We start from the raw sequence: 14,487 nt of genomic DNA, 5'->3' as shown, positions 1-14,487 counted from the left end.
GCTATCAACGGGCGAATTCGGCAGTATCGAGAAGTACGGCTTATCGACAGCGAGGGTGGCCATTGAACGACGAGCGCATCGAGCTGCCCGAACTGGAAGTCTTCGTCGCACTCGCGGAGGAGCTGCATTTCGGCCGCACCGCAACGCGTTTGGGACTCACGCAGCCACGGGTGAGCCAGCTGCTTCGTGCGCTGGAACGCCGGATCGGCGGTCGGCTGTTCGAGCGCACCAGTCGCAGAGTGGAGATCACGCCACTCGGCCGGCGGCTGCTGCGGGATGTGGTGCCCGCCTTCAGCATGCTGCACCGGGCGATCACCGAGGCGCGCAATGCGGCGCAGGGCTTGCGCATCGGATTCCTCGGCCCCTATGCCAGCACCCTCGATCAGCCGATCGCGCGATTCCGGGCGCGGCATCCCGCCTGCCTCGTCTCGCTGGTGCAGCTGCCGTGGACCGATGTGTTCGGGCCGCTGCGCCGTGCCGAGGTGGATCTGCAGCTGTGCCTGGCCCCGGTGGAGCAGCCCGACATCACCGTCGGCCCCGAAATGGGGGTGTTCCCAAGGATATTGGCCATCGCGCGCACCCATCCGCTGGCCGCGGCCGCCTCGGTGGATCTGGAGGAGCTCGCCGATCTGATCGTGATCGGCCCGTCCTCGGTGCCGCCCGAGATCGCGCGCACCTTCTGGCCGCCGAGTGCGACGCCGACCGGCAGGCCCATCCGGCGCGGACCGGTCGCCCGCACCGAACAGGAAATGCTCAGCACGGTCGCCGGTGGCGGCGGCGTATTCGTCACCACCGCCGCCATGCCCGCGCATTTCTCCCATCCCGGTGTGGCATTCGTGCCCTTCACCGGTATGCCGGATACCCACGTGCTGCTGGCCTGGCGGGCCGGTGACCCGGGCGACAAAGTCCTCGAATTCGCGCGGCTCGCCGCGAAATAGGGGCATTCGCCGGATAGTGCGGCCCGAACGGCACTACCTAATCTCCGACCGTGAACATCTCCGTCGACCGCAGGCAATGCGTCGGTTCCGGGATCTGCGTGCGCCTGGCTCCCGACGTCTTCGATCACGATCCGGGCGATGGCAAGGTGCTGCTGCTTTTCCCCGATCCGCCGCAGCGTGCGCTGGTCGCCAGCCATCGGGCCGCGCACGAATGCCCGGCCCGGGCAATTACCACCACCGCCTAGCCCCGATTGCTCGAATTCCGTGGCGCCGAGAGCGGGCGGTAGCATCGAACAGTGGGACGGCGGGATGGTGAAATCAAGGATGGTCGCAGCTATGGCGGGCTGTCCAAGGAGCAGCGGGTAGCGCAGCGGCAGACGCGATTGATCGATGCGGCCCTGGAATTATTCGGTACTCAGGGTTATGCCGCCACCTCGATCGAGCGATTGTGCGCCGTCGCGAATGTGTCGACGCGCAGCTTCTACGAAGATATGGGCAGTCGTGAGGCATTGTTGATCGCGCTGGTCAATCGCACCACCTCGCGGGCGGTCGAGCGGACGCTGGCGGCGCTGGAGAAGACCGAGGACGAACCGCTGTCGACGCGGGTGGTCGAGAGTTTCCGCGCCTATCTGTCGGTCACCTGTCAGGATCACCGGACAGCGCGGGTCTGCTATGTCGAAGTGGTCGGAGTCAGTGCCGCCGTGGAGGATTGGCGGCGCCAGCAGCGGCGCCTGCTGTCGGCGCTCGTGGTCAGCGAGGCCGAGCGGGCGGTGGCGAACGGGGAGATCAAGCCGAGGCGTTTCGACCTGTTCGCGCTCGCGGTGCTCGGCGCGGTGAACTCGCTGGCGCAGGAGCTGGTGCAGCGAACCCATCCCGATTCGGTGATCTCACCGGAGGAGATCTGCGAGGAGATCGCGGTCATCGTGAATTCGGTGCTCGCCCAGGGCTGATTCGACAGCTTCCGATAGGCACACTTTTCGCACGTCGGCAAGGGGTGGACATCCGGATCACCATCTGAAAATATCGCTTACCGATATGCCGTCTGAGACGCGGCATCGAAACACGTAGGTGAGCAATGCAGATGACCCGCGGCGCCTTCGCCACCCTGATCCACGCAACCGCGCTGGTCGCCGTCCTGTTCGCCGCCGCCGCGGCGCCGACGGCAACGGCCGACCCGGCGCCACCGGCCGCCTTCCCGAAGGCGAACGCGCGCACCGGATTACCCGACGACTGGCGGCCGGGCCCGGAACGCTACGGCATCGGCGAGACCAAGAACGTCGAGATCCCGATGACGGACGGCGTCGTGCTGCGCGCCGACGTCCGCTATCCGACGGATGCTTCCGGTGCGCCCGCGCCGGGGCCGTTCCCGATCGTGCTGACCCAGACGTCCTACGGCAAGGACAGCGCTGGGTTCATGCGGTTGGTGTCCTATGAGGGGCTGGGGCCACTGCTGGAGGGTGCGCTGCCCAGTGTGATCGACGTGCTGAAGCAGGTTTCCGATGCCGCGGGCTACGGCGACTACTTCGTCAAGCGCGGCTATATCAGCGTGATCGCCGATATTCGCGGCACCGGCGCGTCGGGCGGGCAGTGGAGCGTGTTGCAGCCGCAGGAACGGGAGGATTCCAAGCGCCTCGTGAAATGGGCGGCGGGACTGCCGAATTCGACCGGTGAGATCGGGCTGTGGGGCCTGTCGTATCTCGGCATGAGCGAGCTGATGACCGCGGGCGTGCTCGAACCGGGCTCGCCGATCAAGGCGCTGTTCCCGCTGATGCCGGGCAATCACGCGTTCCAGGATCTGATCAGCCACGACGGCTTCCTGAATATCGCGTTCCTCTCCTCGATCCTGGCCTTCCCGATCACCACACTGCCGCAACTGGATCCGATCCTCGGGCTGTATCGCGAGCCGGGCAAGATGGCGAGCGTCTTCGTCGACCATCTGCTGGCACACCTCCAGCCGGACGGCACATGGCCCTCGATCATCAACGCGCTGCTCGACGGCGACAAGCTCTACAACGGCCCGTACTGGGAGTCGCGCGCGATCGACAACGTGATCGAAGGCATTGCCGCGAACGATATTCCGACCTACCTGATCAGCGGTCAGTACGACCTGCTGCAGGACGGCACTCCGCGCACCTTCGCCGGTCTGCAGAACGCCTACGCGGGCCGCTCGCACAACGGCCCGATGCCGGCGGACGCGAAATCCAGCGGCCGCTTCCAAATGCTCACCGGCCCTTGGTTCCACATCCAGCCCGGTGTACAGCGCAACACCGATATCGATATGCACGCCATTCAGCTGGCCTGGTTCGATCGCTGGCTGAAGAACGACCGCAACGGGATCGACGAGACCCCGACCCCGCTGCACGCCATCGATATCGACGGCAACGTGATCGAGAGCGCGACCTACCCGGTGCGCGAGGCGCCCGCCAGGAATTTGTATCTGGAAGCGGGCGGACGGCTTTCGCCGGACCGGCCGACGGCTCCGGTCGGCTCGGACCGGGTCGACTTCACGCCGGTCAACGGCGGCACGATATGCAACGCCTCGTTCTCCCGCAATTTCTCCGGCGTGTACGAGACGCTCGCCTCGATGTTCGGTGCGGACGATCCGTGTGCCCGGTTTCCCGCGCACCCGAATGTGCCTCCCGTACTGGTGAATCCGCAATACACCAGCGAGGCGTTCAGCGAGCCGACCGTGCTCGCCGGTCCGATCGGCGCCACCCTGTTCGCCGTATCCAACAGGCCCGCATCGGCATTCAGCGTCACCGTGCAGGACATCGCACCCGACGGATCCGCCGTCGCGCTCACCGACGGGCAGCTGGCCGGGAATTACCGTGCGCTCGACGAAGATAGGACCTGGCGTGCCCAGGACGGCAGCGTGCAAGCCGCGTTCCATCCCGGCACGCGGGAATCGCTGCTGCCGGTGGTGCCGGGCGAGGTGACCGAATACAACGTCAAGGTGCGCCCCGCCTTCCATGTCTTCCAGCCGGGACACCGGCTGCAGATCACCATCGCCTCCGGTGACCTGCCGACGCACATCCTCAATCCGAAGGACTACCCGTCGCTGTTCGGCGGCGCGTACGACATCCAGCGAACCGGCAGCGCGGCCTCATTCCTCACCGTCCCGCTGGCCGGTGTGTCGCGACCGGAACGCTGAACGAATGTGACGCTGTCGGCGACGGCTTGGCAATACCGGCGCGGAATCCCTACGGTCGGCGGCGTGGCTGTGGTCCTATTGTTCGCGTGCGTAGAGAAATGCCAGGTCGTCAGGGTGACCAGGGTGGTGTGACATGACCGCGCCTACAGATCGTCCGCAGCGGTGGAACCGGCTGCTGGAATTGCTGGCCGAATCGGGCAGGCTCTCGGTGGAGGAGGCCGCCGAGCGCTTGGCCGTCTCACCGGCGACGGTGCGCCGTGACTTCACCGCGCTCGCCGAACAACAGTTGGCGACCAGGACTCACGGCGGTGTCGTTGCCACCTCGGTCGCCTATGACCTGCCCGCCCGCTACCGGCAGACTGGGGGCGGTGAGGCCAAGCAGCGGATCGCCGAACATGCGGCGGCGCTGGTGGATCCGAGCGCGGTGGTCGGGTTCAACGGCGGCACCACCACCTCGGCGGTGGCGCGGGCGCTGGCCGGGCGGGCCGATCTGGGGAAGTCGGCCGACGATCAGCTGACCATCGTCACCAACGCGCTCAATATCGCGGGCGAGATGGTGCTCCGCCCGCATCTGCGCACCATCTGCCTCGGTGGGGTGGCCCGCAGGGAGTCCTATGAGCTGCACGGGCCGCTGGCCGAGCGCGCGCTCGCCGAATTGCGGCTGGACGAGCTGATCCTCGGCGTCAACGCGATCTCCGCCGAGGGCGGCGCGCAGTGCAGGCATATCGATGAGGCGGGGGTGAACACCGAGATGGTGCGGCGCTCGCATCACGTCATCGTGGTGGCCACCGCGGACAAGCTGGAGAAGACCGCGCTGGCCCGCATCTGCGCCATCGAGCAGATCGACGTGGTCGTCACCGACTCGGCGGCGGACAAGGCGGCGCTGGCCGCGATGCGCGCGGCGGGCGTCCGCGTGGACGTGGTCTGACGATCGACAGGCACGGCCCGCGCGCGAGGCGTCTTCGCGCGCGGGCCTTTTCTGTCTATTGACCAGGTCATGGTGTCTCACTACTGTGAATGGGACGGCACGTCCCACATGACACGAAGGGGCCGGATATGGCCGATGTCGATATCCCCGGTGATTCCACGCTGCATCCGCCGAAGTGGATGCCGACCTTCATTCGCTGGCACGGCACGCAGGTCGGGTGGTGGCAGTCCTGGCGGCTGGCGCTGAAGATCCTGCCGCGGGTGCGTGATCACACCCTGCTGGACTACGCGGTGGCGCTGCCCGGACCCGACGACGTGATCGTGGCGCGAGTGCCGTTCGCGCGCTTCGTGATCGTGCGCAGCCCCGAGCTGGCCAGGCAGGTACTGGTGACCAACCAGGGCAGCTACATGAAGAGCCCCGAATACGACATGCTCGCCGTCGCTTTCGGCCGCGGACTGGTGACCGACCTGAACGACGAGACGTGGCAACGGAATCGGCGGCTGGTGCAGCCGATCTTCGGCAAGCGCAACGTCGATGGCTTCGCGCCGGTGATGGTCGAGGCGGCGCGGGACGCGGTATCGCGGATCGGGGAACTCGCCGCGCAGGACGGCATCGTCGATGTCGGCGCCGAAATGAACCGGCTCACACTGGATATCACCTCACGCACGATGTTCGGTACCGATATCACCGGACCGATGTCGGAGGTGGTGCTCGCCCGGCTGCTCCGCTTCTTCGGGCGCGGCTTCATGACCAACCTCAGCCACCCGATCCACCACGTCGCGATCTGGCTGCACAAGCGCTTCGGCAGCGGTGACGCCGCGAATTCCCGGCTGCCCATGCGGATCATGCGGGTCGGCGGCTGGCTGATCGAGCCGAAGGCGATGCGCGATCTGCGCCATGCCGAGCGCGTGGTGGACGGCCTGATCGCCGACCACCGCAGCGGTCGCATCGATCGCAAGGACAACCTGCTTGCGCTGCTGATGGACGCCGAGGATCCCGAGACGGGGTACCGCTACAGCGATCAGGAGATCCACGACGAGCTGCTGACCTTCATCGGCGCCGGAATGGAAACCACCGCAACGGCATTGAGCTGGGTCTGGCAGCTGCTGTCGGAACATCCCGAGGCGCGCGAGCGGCTACGCACCGAGGTGCGCTCGGTGCTCGGCTCGCGCCCGGCGACCGCCGCGGATCTCGACCGGCTGCCGTGGACGCAGGCCGTCGTCGCCGAGACCATGCGGCTGCTGCCGCCGGTGATCGGATTGGCGAGGACCGCCAAGGAGCACGATGTGCTCGGCGGCTATCCGATCAAGCCGGGCACCACGGTCGCGGTCATCCTGCACGGCCTGCACCACCATCAGCGGGTGTGGGAGCGCCCTGAGGAATTCGATCCCAGCCGGTTCCTGCCCGAGAACCTCGACCGCGAGCAGAAGCGCGCCGCCATTCCGTTCGGTGCGGGCAAACGGATGTGTGTCGCCTCGGGATTCGCCAGCATGGAGGCGGCGCTCGTGGTCGCCACCTTCGCCCAGCACCTGGAGTTCGACGCGGTATCCGACCAGCGGGTGCGGCGGCAGATCTCCTTCACCGGCGGCCCGGACGGCCCGCTGCCGATGCGGCCCCGGTTCCTGCCGGACCTGGAGCCCGTCGACACCGCCGTATAGTCGGAGCCGTGAAACCGCCCGTCGACTTGCGTAGCCATCGCAGGCGCGCGGGCGGGCAGCGCTGGAAGGAACACAACTCCGCGCGCCAGGCCACGATTCTCGAGGCCGCCATCGCATTGATCGAGGAGGGCGCGCCCGGCGCCGAGGCATCCATTCAGCAGATCGCCGAGCGCGCCGGGTTGGCTCGCTCGGTGGTCTACCGCCAGTTCGAGAACCGCGAGGATCTCGACGCGCAGGCGCGTGAGTTCATCTTCCAGCGCTATCTCGCCGAATTCGAAGAACTGCTGGTACTCGATCCGGGCAGGAGCGCGGAAGAGGTACTGCTCGAGGTCATGCGCACGGTGGTGCGCTGGGCCGACGAGCACCCGAACCTCTATCGATTCGGCCAGACCGGCTCCCTACCCGGTCCCGATGCGGGCGCCGGTGCGATGGCCACGTTCCGGCACCGCGTCGCCGACATGCTGTGGCAGCGGTTCTCGTCCTGGACCGCGGTACTCGGCATCGATGTCGCCCCCTTCCATCCGCTGGTGTTCGGCGTCGTCGGCATGGTCGAAGGCGTGGTGACCCAATATCTCAGCACGCCGAAGGGCGCCGATCGGCCCGCGCTGGAAACCATTGCGCGCCTACTAACCTCGTCCACCTGGTACCTGTTCGAAGGCCACGCCCGCGAACTCGGCTACCGGTTCGACCGTTCCGCGAATGTGGCCGCCGCGCTGAGCGAGCTGTTCGCCGACGCCGCCAAACATCCGATGGCGGATCCCACTTCATAGGCCTGGCACGGCGGGCGTGCGCAGTGAATGTGCCTAGTGTTCGGCCGCGACGGCGACCGGGGAGTGGGCCGCGCTCTCAGTGGCGCGCAGGTTCCTGACCCACACCACGAAGCCCCACAGCACGAACCCCGCGTAGACCAGATACAGCGTGGCCGACGGGTAGTAGCCCGCCTTCAGCAGCAGCGGGATGCCGACGATGTCGACGGCGATCCAGATCAGCCAGAACTCGGCGAGGCCGCGGGCCATGCCGTAGGTGGCCAGGATCGAGCCGGTGAAGATCCACGCCTCGGCCCACGGGCCGTAGGAGCCGATCAGATCGAAGAGCTGCGCGAAGCCCGCGGTGCCGGCCAGCATCGCGGCGACGAGCAGCCAGCGTTCGCGCGCGCTCGCCCAGCGCGGTTCGACGCCGCGGTGCTCGAGTCCGGTCTCGTTGGCGTGGCGCTGCCACTGCCACCAGCCGTACACGCTGACCGCGATGAACATCAGCTGACGTCCCGCCTGCCCGGCCATGTTCAGATGCTGCGGCGTATTGAAGACGCCGCCGACGAAGACGGTGAACAGCAGCGCGTTCCCCGCGATGCCGATCGGCCACGCCCACACCCGCCGCCGCATGCCGCCCACCGCGGAGGCGAGACCGAACCCGTTGCCGATGATTTCGCGCCACAGGATCTCCGAGCCCGCGATGTGCAGTTTGGCGTCGAGCAGCGTGAGGAAGGGGTTCACCTGCAGTAGAACCCGGCGTGGTCCGTCTTTCATCCGCCTGACTCGTCCTGATTCGAAAGACCTGCGGGAACGCCGACGCGCGTAACTCTTGCGCAATCTGGTGCGGCGATTCGCAATATCTGTGCAACGGACCCCTTCTAGGGTGACTTTTATGAGCACGGAAAGCAGCGCCGGGGGGACTGGCATCCACATCAGCGGGTTGACCAAAACATTCCGAGTCGGCAGGCGCACGGTGCGGGCACTCGACTCGGTCGATCTGCACACCGAACAGGGTGCGTTCCTGTCGCTGCTCGGCCCGTCCGGCTGCGGCAAGTCGACGGTGCTTCGCATCTTGGCCGGGCTGGAGAATCCGACGGCGGGCGAGGCGTTCATCGACGGCCACACTCCCGCGGACCTGCGGCGCAAACATGAACTCGGTATCGCCTTCCAGGATTCGGCGCTGCTGCCGTGGCGCACGGTGGAATCCAATATCAAGCTGCCGCTGCAGGTCGCGGGCATCACGCCGGATTCGGCGCAGATCGCCGATCTGATCAGGCTTGTCGGGCTGGACGGCTTCGAGAAGGCCAAGCCCGCACAGCTGTCCGGCGGTATGCGCCAACGGGTTTCGATCGCGCGTGCGCTGGTGGTCAAGCCGACCGTGCTGCTGCTCGACGAGCCGTTCGGCGCGCTCGACGATATGACCAGGCAGCGGCTGAACCTCGAGCTGCTGCGCATCTGGACGGAAAAGCCCGCGACGACGCTGATGGTCACGCACGGCATCGCGGAGGCGGTCTTCCTCTCCGACGTGGTCGCGGTGATGAGCCCGCGGCCGGGGCGGGTGCTCGAGCTGGTCGAGATCGATCTGCCGCGCCCGCGCACGCCGGAGATGATGCGCACCCCGGAGTTCCACAAGCTGCACGACTACCTCTCGGAGTTGCTGTTCGGTAAGTCGGGCACCGGCGGTGTCGAAGGGCAAGCGGTCGCGGCGGACAAGGGCGGCAAGGCATGAAGCGCATCGGCGGCGTGCTCGGCGTCGTCGGGCTCATCGCGGTGTGGTGGGTGCTCGCGGCGGCGGGCGTCGCCGGCGGCACCATTCCGAGCCCGTGGCAGGTGGTGCACACCATGTACACCGACGGCTGGGCGCTGTACGGCCCGAACTTCCGCATCACCGCGCTCGGCGCCCTGAAGGGTTTCGTCTGGGGCAACGCACTGGCGATCGGGCTGGCGATCCTGATCATGCTGATCCCGCCGATCGAACCGCTGGCCACCCAGCTGGCCATCCTCAGCTACTGCACACCGCTGCTCGCGCTCGGGCCGATCATCCTGGTCGTCTTCGGCGGCCGCACCCCCACGGTGTTCCTCGCCGCCATGTACTGCTTCTTCACCACCATGGTCGGCACCGTCACCGGGCTGCGCTCGGCGGATGCGACCAGCCTCGATCTGGTCCGCGCCTACGGCGGCGGGCGCTGGCAGCGGCTGTACCGGGTGCAGTTGATCTCCGCGCTGCCGAATACGTTCGCGGCGTTGAAGATCGCCGCGCCGTCGGCGGTGCTCGGCGCGATCATCGGTGAATACCTCGGCGGCATCGACAGCGGTATCGGCGTCGCGCTGACCGCCGCGCAGACCGCCTACAACGTGCCGCGCACCTGGGGCATGGCGCTGGCCGCCGCCGCGCTCGCCGGGCTCGGCTACGCCATCGTCGCTCTCGCCGCCCGCGTGGTGGCGCCGTGGACCGCCCAGGAGGCGAAGTAGATGAACGTGCTGCGCCGCATCGTGGTGTTCCTGTTCCCGCTGATCATCTCGCTGCTGTTGATGTTGGGCATCTGGTGGATATTCCTGAAGGCGTATCCGCAGGTCGGTCCGCGGATCGGTCGGACGCCGGGCAATATCTGGGATTACCTGGTCACCTCGTCCAGCGCGTCGAACGCGCGGCAGGCGATCCTCGACGACCTGCAGATCACGCTGCGCGACGCCGCGATCGGCTTCGGCGTCGGGATGGGCGCGGCGGTGGTTATCGCGGCGCTGTTCGTCTCGTTCGCCGCGGTCGAGCAGACGTTCATGCCGGTGGCGATGCTGCTGCGGTCGGTGCCGCTGGTCGCGCTGACGCCGATCATCGTGCTGGTGTTCGGCCGCGGGCTGGCCGGTGTGACGGTGATGGCGGCGATCGTCGTGCTGTTCCCGGCGCTGGTGATGATCATGGCGGGCCTCCGTAACGCGCCGAGGCAGGCGCTGGATCTCGTTGCGGCCTACGGTGGTTCGCGATGGAAGGGGCTGCGCATGGTCGCGGTGCCCGCCGCGCTGCCCTCGGTGTTCGCCGCGGCGCGTATCTCGGTGCCCGGTGCGCTGATCGGTGCGCTGATCGGTGAATGGCTCGGCAGCGGAACGGGTTTGGGCGCCAGCCTGATCCGGGCCATCCCGACGTTCCAGTACAACAAGCTGTGGGCATCGATCGCCATCGTCACGATCGTCTCGGTGGTGCTGTACGCGATCGTCGGCGTGATCGAGAACCTGGTGCTCGCCCGCTTCGGACCCGACGCGGGCCGCTGACCGGGCGAAATTCGAGCAAATCTCTGCTCGGAACCTCAAAGCAAAGAAAATGAAACGAAATCGACCTAGATTCGGCGCATGACACCCGTGCACCGCTCTTCGTTCGGGACGAGCCTGGACCGCCGATCGTTTCTCCGTTACTCCGCGCTGGCCGGCGCCGCACTCGGCGGCAGCGGCCTGCTTGCCGCGTGCGGCGGTGACGACAAGAGCTCATCGAGTGGTTCCTCGCCGGACGGCTCCAAATTCGGCACCGTGGCGATTCAGCTGTCCTGGCTGAAGAACATCGAATTCGCCGGCGAGTACTTCGCCGACTCGAAGGGGTATTTCAAGGACGCCGGATTCGGCTCGGTGAACCTCATCGCGGGCGGCGCGGCCAGCACGTCGGTGGAGGCGGGCCTGGACACCGGCAAGGTCTGGCTCGGCCTCTCCGCACCGCAGACCACCGCGCCCGCGGTGCTCGAGGGACTGCCCGCGAAGATCATCGGCACCACCTACCAGAAGAACCCGTTCTGTATCGTCAGCTCGGCGGCCAAGCCGATCAAGAACCCGCAGGACATGAAGGGCCGCAAGATCGGCGTGCAGGACACCAACCAGCTGATCTTCAACGCGCTGCTGACCGCCAACGGGATGAAGCCGAGCGATGTCACGGTGGTGCCCGCGCAGTTCGATCCGACCCCGCTGGCCAACGGCGAGGTCGACGGCTGGGTGAGCTATGTGACCAACGAGCCGATCACGTTGGCCGCCAAGGGATTCGCCAACACCAACTTCCTCTTCGCGGACTACAACCTACCGCTGGTCGCCGAGACGCTCACGGTCAAGCAGTCCACCATCGATAAGGAGCGCGACAAGCTCAAGGCCTTCCTGATCGCCGAGATCAAGGGTTGGAAGGACGCGGTGGCCAGCCCTGCCGAATCCGCCCGCCTCGCCGTCGAGGTGTACGGAAAGGACCAGAAGCTGGACCTGGCCGAGCAGACCAAAGAGGCCATGGCGCAGAACGATCTGGTCGTCTCCGCGGATTCGAAGGCCAACGGGCTGCTCACCATGACCGATCAGCTGATCGAGCAGAATATCGCGGCGCTGCGCAGCGCCAAGATCGACATCAAGGCCGAGCAGCTGTTCGACCTGTCGGTGCTGCGCGAGGTGTTCGCCGAGAATCCCGGCCTCAAGTAGCCGGTAGCGGCGTCAAAGCCCCAGTCCGACTGGGGCTTTCGCCGTGACGGACGGTTGGGCGTACACGTTGTATGACTGGTGCGCCCCCGACCGGCCCGCCCTGGCGGCGAGCAGTTCGCCGATGATCGATACCGCGGTCTCCGACGGGGTCCGCGCGCCGATATCGAGTCCGGCGGGCGAGTAGAGGCGGGCCAGGGTGGCGTCGTCGAAGCCGCCCGCCTTCAGGTCCTCCATGCGGCGGATGTGCGTCGCACGGTTGCCGATCGCGCCGAGATAGCCCAGCTCGGGTAGTCGGAGCGCGATGGTGAGCAGCGGGATCTCGAACTTCGGATCGTGCCCGAGCACGACGATGCCGGTGCTGCCGTCGATTTCGCCCGCCGAGGACAACGTGTTCAGATAGCGGTGCGGCCAGTCGACCACCACCTCGGCGCCGGGAAACGCATTGGGCGTGGCGAATTCGTGGCGCGGATCGCAGATGGTGACCCGGTAGCCGATCATCCTGGCCTGCGCGGTCAGCGCACCGGCGAAGGAGTTGGCGCCGAAGATGATCAGCCGCGGCGGCGGCGCGAAGGAGGAGACGAAGATATCCGAATCCGGCAGCGTCACCAGCTCGGTGGGGTGGCGCTTGTCGGTGATCAGGTGCTGCCCGATCATGTCCACATCCGAATTCCACACGACGGTGAAGACGGTGATCCGCCGGTGTGCGGCGATTTCGGCTGCGACCGTAGGGAATTCGGGAAAGTCCCGGCGGGAGAACGGCTCGGTGAACACGTCGACGGTGTCACCGTCGATCGAACCCGTCTCCATTCCGGTTGCCACGCTGTAGCGATGCATCGCCCGGCGGCCGGTGCGCACGGCTTGCAGCGCGGCCTCGTAGACGGTCTCGTCGAGCCCACCGCCGCCGATCGAGCCGTGCACCCCGCCGTCGGGGTCGACCAGCATCGCCGCGCCGATCGGGAACGAGGCCGCACCGACGGTGCGCACGATGGTGGCCAAGCCGCCGGTCCGGCCGGAATGCCACATGCGTAGTAGGTCGTCGACGATGTCCCGCATCAGGTTTCAGCTCCGATCACCGTGCGGTCGTGGCCGGGTAGTCACGATCGCTTCCCGTCGCCAGATCGTCGCACGTGACGCACACCATATCGTTCCTACCGGACAAATAGGTGCGGGCGCCCGAATCTCCTACCGCGACGGCGCAAACCGCTCTCCAGTGGCGGTGTTCGATGACGACCGGATGTCCGGGTGTGTTCTGGAACACAGCGCGCGCAAGGCCGCTCGGCGCGGCGATGGCCGCGGCGCGCACCCTGGCGATCACCTCGGCGCCGATATCGGGGGTATCCACCGGCATGATCGCGGCGTACTCGGCGGCGGTTTCCGCGGCCGCGCGCAGCCCGGCGCGCAGCGAGGCGCCCATGCCGGTGGCCCAGTCGGCGGCCCACACCGCGCGCACACCGTCGGGCAGCGCGACGGCGTCCGGTGCCGGGCCGGTGGCGCCGAGTACGACGATGATCGGCGCGCAGCCGCCGTCGCGCAGTGCGGTGACCGCGGCGCGCAGCCAGGAACCGCCTTCGGCCAGCGCTTTCGGCATGCCGTAGCGGGTGCCCGCGCCCGCGGCGAGCACGATGCCCGCGCAAGGGGGTGCGGCGGTGGGGGAGCTGTCGGAGGCAGCCATGGCTAGACGGTAGCCCGGCGAGGTAGCCAGTGGGTGTCCGAAAAGCGTTAGGGGCGTGATTCGATCGCCGCGACACGCCGAAGGTGATCTATCTCTGTTCGAGTGGCACGGCGGGCCCGCGTATTCGATGCTGGTCCGATGACAGCGGACGCGGCGGGGATCGACGGATTGAACGTACTGTCCGCTGCCGAAGCGGCGAATGCCCTGCTCGACTGCTGTGCCTCGCCGGAATGGGCCGCGACGCTGGTGGCGCTGCGGCCTTTCCTGGACCGCGCAGCGCTGTTCGACGCCGCCGACGCGGCAGTGGCGCGGCTGCCCGAGGCCGAGATCGACCTGGCGCTGGCCGGGCACCCGCGCATCGGCGAGCGGGCCGATTCCGCGGCATCGGCCCGCGAGCAGGCGGGCGTCGCCACCGCCGAGGACGAAGTGAAGGCGGCGCTCGCCGCGGGAAACCGCGCCTACGAGGCCAGGTTCGGGCACATCTACCTGGTGTGTGCGAGCGGCAGATCGGGCGCCGAACTGCTGGAGCTGCTCACCGCCAGGCTCGACAACGATCCCGAGACCGAAAGGCGCGTCATGCGAACGGAATTGGCGAAGATCAACCGAATCCGGTTGGGCCGGTTGCTCGGGTGAGCACCCTCAGCACGCACGTACTGGACGCGGTGCGCGGTGCGCCCGCCGCGGGCATCGCGGTCGGGCTGTATCGCGGTGCGCGGTTGCTCGACTCCGGCATCACCGATGCGGACGGCCGGATCGGCGCGCTCGGCGGCATACTCGCCCCCGATGCGTACCGGCTGGTGTTCGATACCGGCGCCTACTTCGCCGAACGCGGGGTCGAGACGTTCTACCCCGAGGTCGCGGTCGAATTCATCGTCGGCGCCGAACGGCACTATCACGTACCGCTGCTGCTGTCGCCGTTCGCGTACTCCACCTATCGAGGGAGCTGAGCCA

16 protein-coding genes are annotated in these 14,487 nt (G+C 67.5%); 13 read left to right on the top strand and 3 right to left on the bottom strand.

Features of this window, described 5'->3' with window-relative positions; genetic code table 11:
* Positions 1 to 62 precede the first annotated feature (62 nt).
* The 7 genes from ACIG5A_RS40275 (at position 63) to ACIG5A_RS40245 (ending at position 7,445) form a co-directional block, all read left to right on the top strand.
* Positions 63 to 938 (top strand): LysR family transcriptional regulator, encoded by an 876-nt coding sequence (locus ACIG5A_RS40275; protein WP_397250155.1) that lies wholly within the window; start codon positions 63 to 65, stop codon positions 936 to 938.
* 50 nt (positions 939 to 988) lie between these two features.
* Entirely contained in the window at positions 989 to 1,183 is a 195-nt protein-coding gene (locus tag ACIG5A_RS40270; protein ID WP_397250153.1) for a ferredoxin, read from the top strand.
* Positions 1,184 to 1,234: 51 nt separating this feature from the next.
* Entirely contained in the window at positions 1,235 to 1,888 is a 654-nt protein-coding gene (locus ACIG5A_RS40265; protein WP_397250151.1) for a TetR/AcrR family transcriptional regulator, read from the top strand.
* A gap of 125 nt (positions 1,889 to 2,013) precedes the next feature.
* Positions 2,014 to 4,089 (top strand): CocE/NonD family hydrolase, encoded by a 2,076-nt coding sequence (locus tag ACIG5A_RS40260; protein WP_397250149.1) that lies wholly within the window; start codon positions 2,014 to 2,016, stop codon positions 4,087 to 4,089.
* A gap of 133 nt (positions 4,090 to 4,222) precedes the next feature.
* Entirely contained in the window at positions 4,223 to 5,017 is a 795-nt protein-coding gene (locus tag ACIG5A_RS40255; protein ID WP_397250147.1) for a DeoR/GlpR family DNA-binding transcription regulator, read from the top strand.
* Positions 5,018 to 5,145: 128 nt separating this feature from the next.
* The gene (locus ACIG5A_RS40250; RefSeq protein ID WP_397250145.1) at positions 5,146 to 6,675 is read left to right on the top strand and encodes a cytochrome P450; all 1,530 of its coding nucleotides are present in this window, start codon (positions 5,146 to 5,148) and stop codon (positions 6,673 to 6,675) included.
* A gap of 8 nt (positions 6,676 to 6,683) precedes the next feature.
* The gene (locus ACIG5A_RS40245; protein WP_397250143.1) at positions 6,684 to 7,445 is read left to right on the top strand and encodes a TetR/AcrR family transcriptional regulator; all 762 of its coding nucleotides are present in this window, start codon (positions 6,684 to 6,686) and stop codon (positions 7,443 to 7,445) included.
* A 33-nt stretch (positions 7,446 to 7,478) separates the two neighbouring features.
* Here ACIG5A_RS40245 and pnuC read toward each other — a convergent pair whose 3' ends face one another.
* Positions 7,479 to 8,168: a nicotinamide riboside transporter PnuC gene (pnuC, locus tag ACIG5A_RS40240; RefSeq protein WP_397250352.1), complete on the bottom strand. Its 690-nt coding sequence runs from the start codon at positions 8,166 to 8,168 to the stop codon at positions 7,479 to 7,481.
* A 151-nt stretch (positions 8,169 to 8,319) separates the two neighbouring features.
* Here pnuC and ACIG5A_RS40235 point away from each other — a divergent pair, with 151 nt between their 5' ends.
* The 4 genes from ACIG5A_RS40235 (at position 8,320) to ACIG5A_RS40220 (ending at position 11,864) form a co-directional block, all read left to right on the top strand.
* Positions 8,320 to 9,156, top strand: coding sequence for an ABC transporter ATP-binding protein (locus tag ACIG5A_RS40235; protein WP_397250141.1), 837 nt, complete (start codon positions 8,320 to 8,322; stop codon positions 9,154 to 9,156).
* A complete protein-coding gene (locus ACIG5A_RS40230) occupies positions 9,153 to 9,899 on the top strand; it encodes an ABC transporter permease (RefSeq protein WP_397250139.1) in 747 nt (248 codons plus the stop codon). The genes ACIG5A_RS40235 and ACIG5A_RS40230 overlap by 4 nt, the downstream gene beginning before the upstream one ends.
* A complete protein-coding gene (locus ACIG5A_RS40225; RefSeq protein ID WP_397250137.1) occupies positions 9,900 to 10,694 on the top strand; it encodes an ABC transporter permease in 795 nt (264 codons plus the stop codon).
* Positions 10,695 to 10,772: 78 nt separating this feature from the next.
* Positions 10,773 to 11,864 carry an ABC transporter substrate-binding protein gene (locus ACIG5A_RS40220; protein ID WP_397250135.1) on the top strand — a complete coding sequence of 364 codons (1,092 nt, stop codon included), beginning with the start codon at positions 10,773 to 10,775 and terminating at the stop codon, positions 11,862 to 11,864.
* Positions 11,865 to 11,876: 12 nt separating this feature from the next.
* Here ACIG5A_RS40220 and ACIG5A_RS40215 read toward each other — a convergent pair whose 3' ends face one another.
* Together ACIG5A_RS40215 and ACIG5A_RS40210 are read right to left on the bottom strand one after the other, a co-directional pair.
* On the bottom strand, positions 11,877 to 12,917 hold the full coding sequence (locus tag ACIG5A_RS40215; protein WP_397250133.1) for an XdhC family protein: 1,041 nt from the start codon (positions 12,915 to 12,917) through the stop codon (positions 11,877 to 11,879).
* A 16-nt stretch (positions 12,918 to 12,933) separates the two neighbouring features.
* Positions 12,934 to 13,536 carry an NTP transferase domain-containing protein gene (locus ACIG5A_RS40210; RefSeq protein ID WP_397250131.1) on the bottom strand — a complete coding sequence of 201 codons (603 nt, stop codon included), beginning with the start codon at positions 13,534 to 13,536 and terminating at the stop codon, positions 12,934 to 12,936.
* Between the two features lie 138 nt (positions 13,537 to 13,674).
* Here ACIG5A_RS40210 and uraD point away from each other — a divergent pair, with 138 nt between their 5' ends.
* Complete coding sequence (gene uraD / locus ACIG5A_RS40205) at positions 13,675 to 14,169, top strand: 2-oxo-4-hydroxy-4-carboxy-5-ureidoimidazoline decarboxylase (protein ID WP_397250129.1); 495 nt, start codon at positions 13,675 to 13,677, stop codon at positions 14,167 to 14,169.
* Positions 14,166 to 14,483 carry a hydroxyisourate hydrolase gene (uraH, locus tag ACIG5A_RS40200; RefSeq protein WP_397250127.1) on the top strand — a complete coding sequence of 106 codons (318 nt, stop codon included), beginning with the start codon at positions 14,166 to 14,168 and terminating at the stop codon, positions 14,481 to 14,483. The genes uraD and uraH overlap by 4 nt, the downstream gene beginning before the upstream one ends.
* The last annotated feature ends 4 nt before the right edge of the window (positions 14,484 to 14,487 follow it).

The organism is Nocardia sp. NPDC052566, from assembly GCF_044547285.1.
Taxonomy (GTDB): Bacteria; Actinomycetota; Actinomycetes; order Mycobacteriales; family Mycobacteriaceae; genus Nocardia.
This window is presented reverse-complemented; position numbering and strand designations above follow the sequence as displayed.

What these genes read in the sequence shown, in the direction of transcription:
- ACIG5A_RS40260 (WP_397250149.1), top strand. Translation starts at nt 2,014, where the DNA reads ATGCAGATGACCCGCGGCGCCTTCGCCACCCTGATCCACGCAACCGCG.
- ACIG5A_RS40255 (WP_397250147.1), top strand. Translation starts at nt 4,223, where the DNA reads ATGACCGCGCCTACAGATCGTCCGCAGCGGTGGAACCGGCTGCTGGAA.
- ACIG5A_RS40250 (WP_397250145.1), top strand. Translation starts at nt 5,146, where the DNA reads ATGGCCGATGTCGATATCCCCGGTGATTCCACGCTGCATCCGCCGAAG.
- ACIG5A_RS40235 (WP_397250141.1), top strand. Translation starts at nt 8,320, where the DNA reads ATGAGCACGGAAAGCAGCGCCGGGGGGACTGGCATCCACATCAGCGGG.
- ACIG5A_RS40230 (WP_397250139.1), top strand. Translation starts at nt 9,153, where the DNA reads ATGAAGCGCATCGGCGGCGTGCTCGGCGTCGTCGGGCTCATCGCGGTG.
- ACIG5A_RS40225 (WP_397250137.1), top strand. Translation starts at nt 9,900, where the DNA reads ATGAACGTGCTGCGCCGCATCGTGGTGTTCCTGTTCCCGCTGATCATC.
- ACIG5A_RS40220 (WP_397250135.1), top strand. Translation starts at nt 10,773, where the DNA reads ATGACACCCGTGCACCGCTCTTCGTTCGGGACGAGCCTGGACCGCCGA.
- ACIG5A_RS40215 (WP_397250133.1), bottom strand. Translation starts at nt 12,917, where the DNA reads ATGCGGGACATCGTCGACGACCTACTACGCATGTGGCATTCCGGCCGG.
- ACIG5A_RS40210 (WP_397250131.1), bottom strand. Translation starts at nt 13,536, where the DNA reads ATGGCTGCCTCCGACAGCTCCCCCACCGCCGCACCCCCTTGCGCGGGC.
- uraD (WP_397250129.1), top strand. Translation starts at nt 13,675, where the DNA reads ATGACAGCGGACGCGGCGGGGATCGACGGATTGAACGTACTGTCCGCT.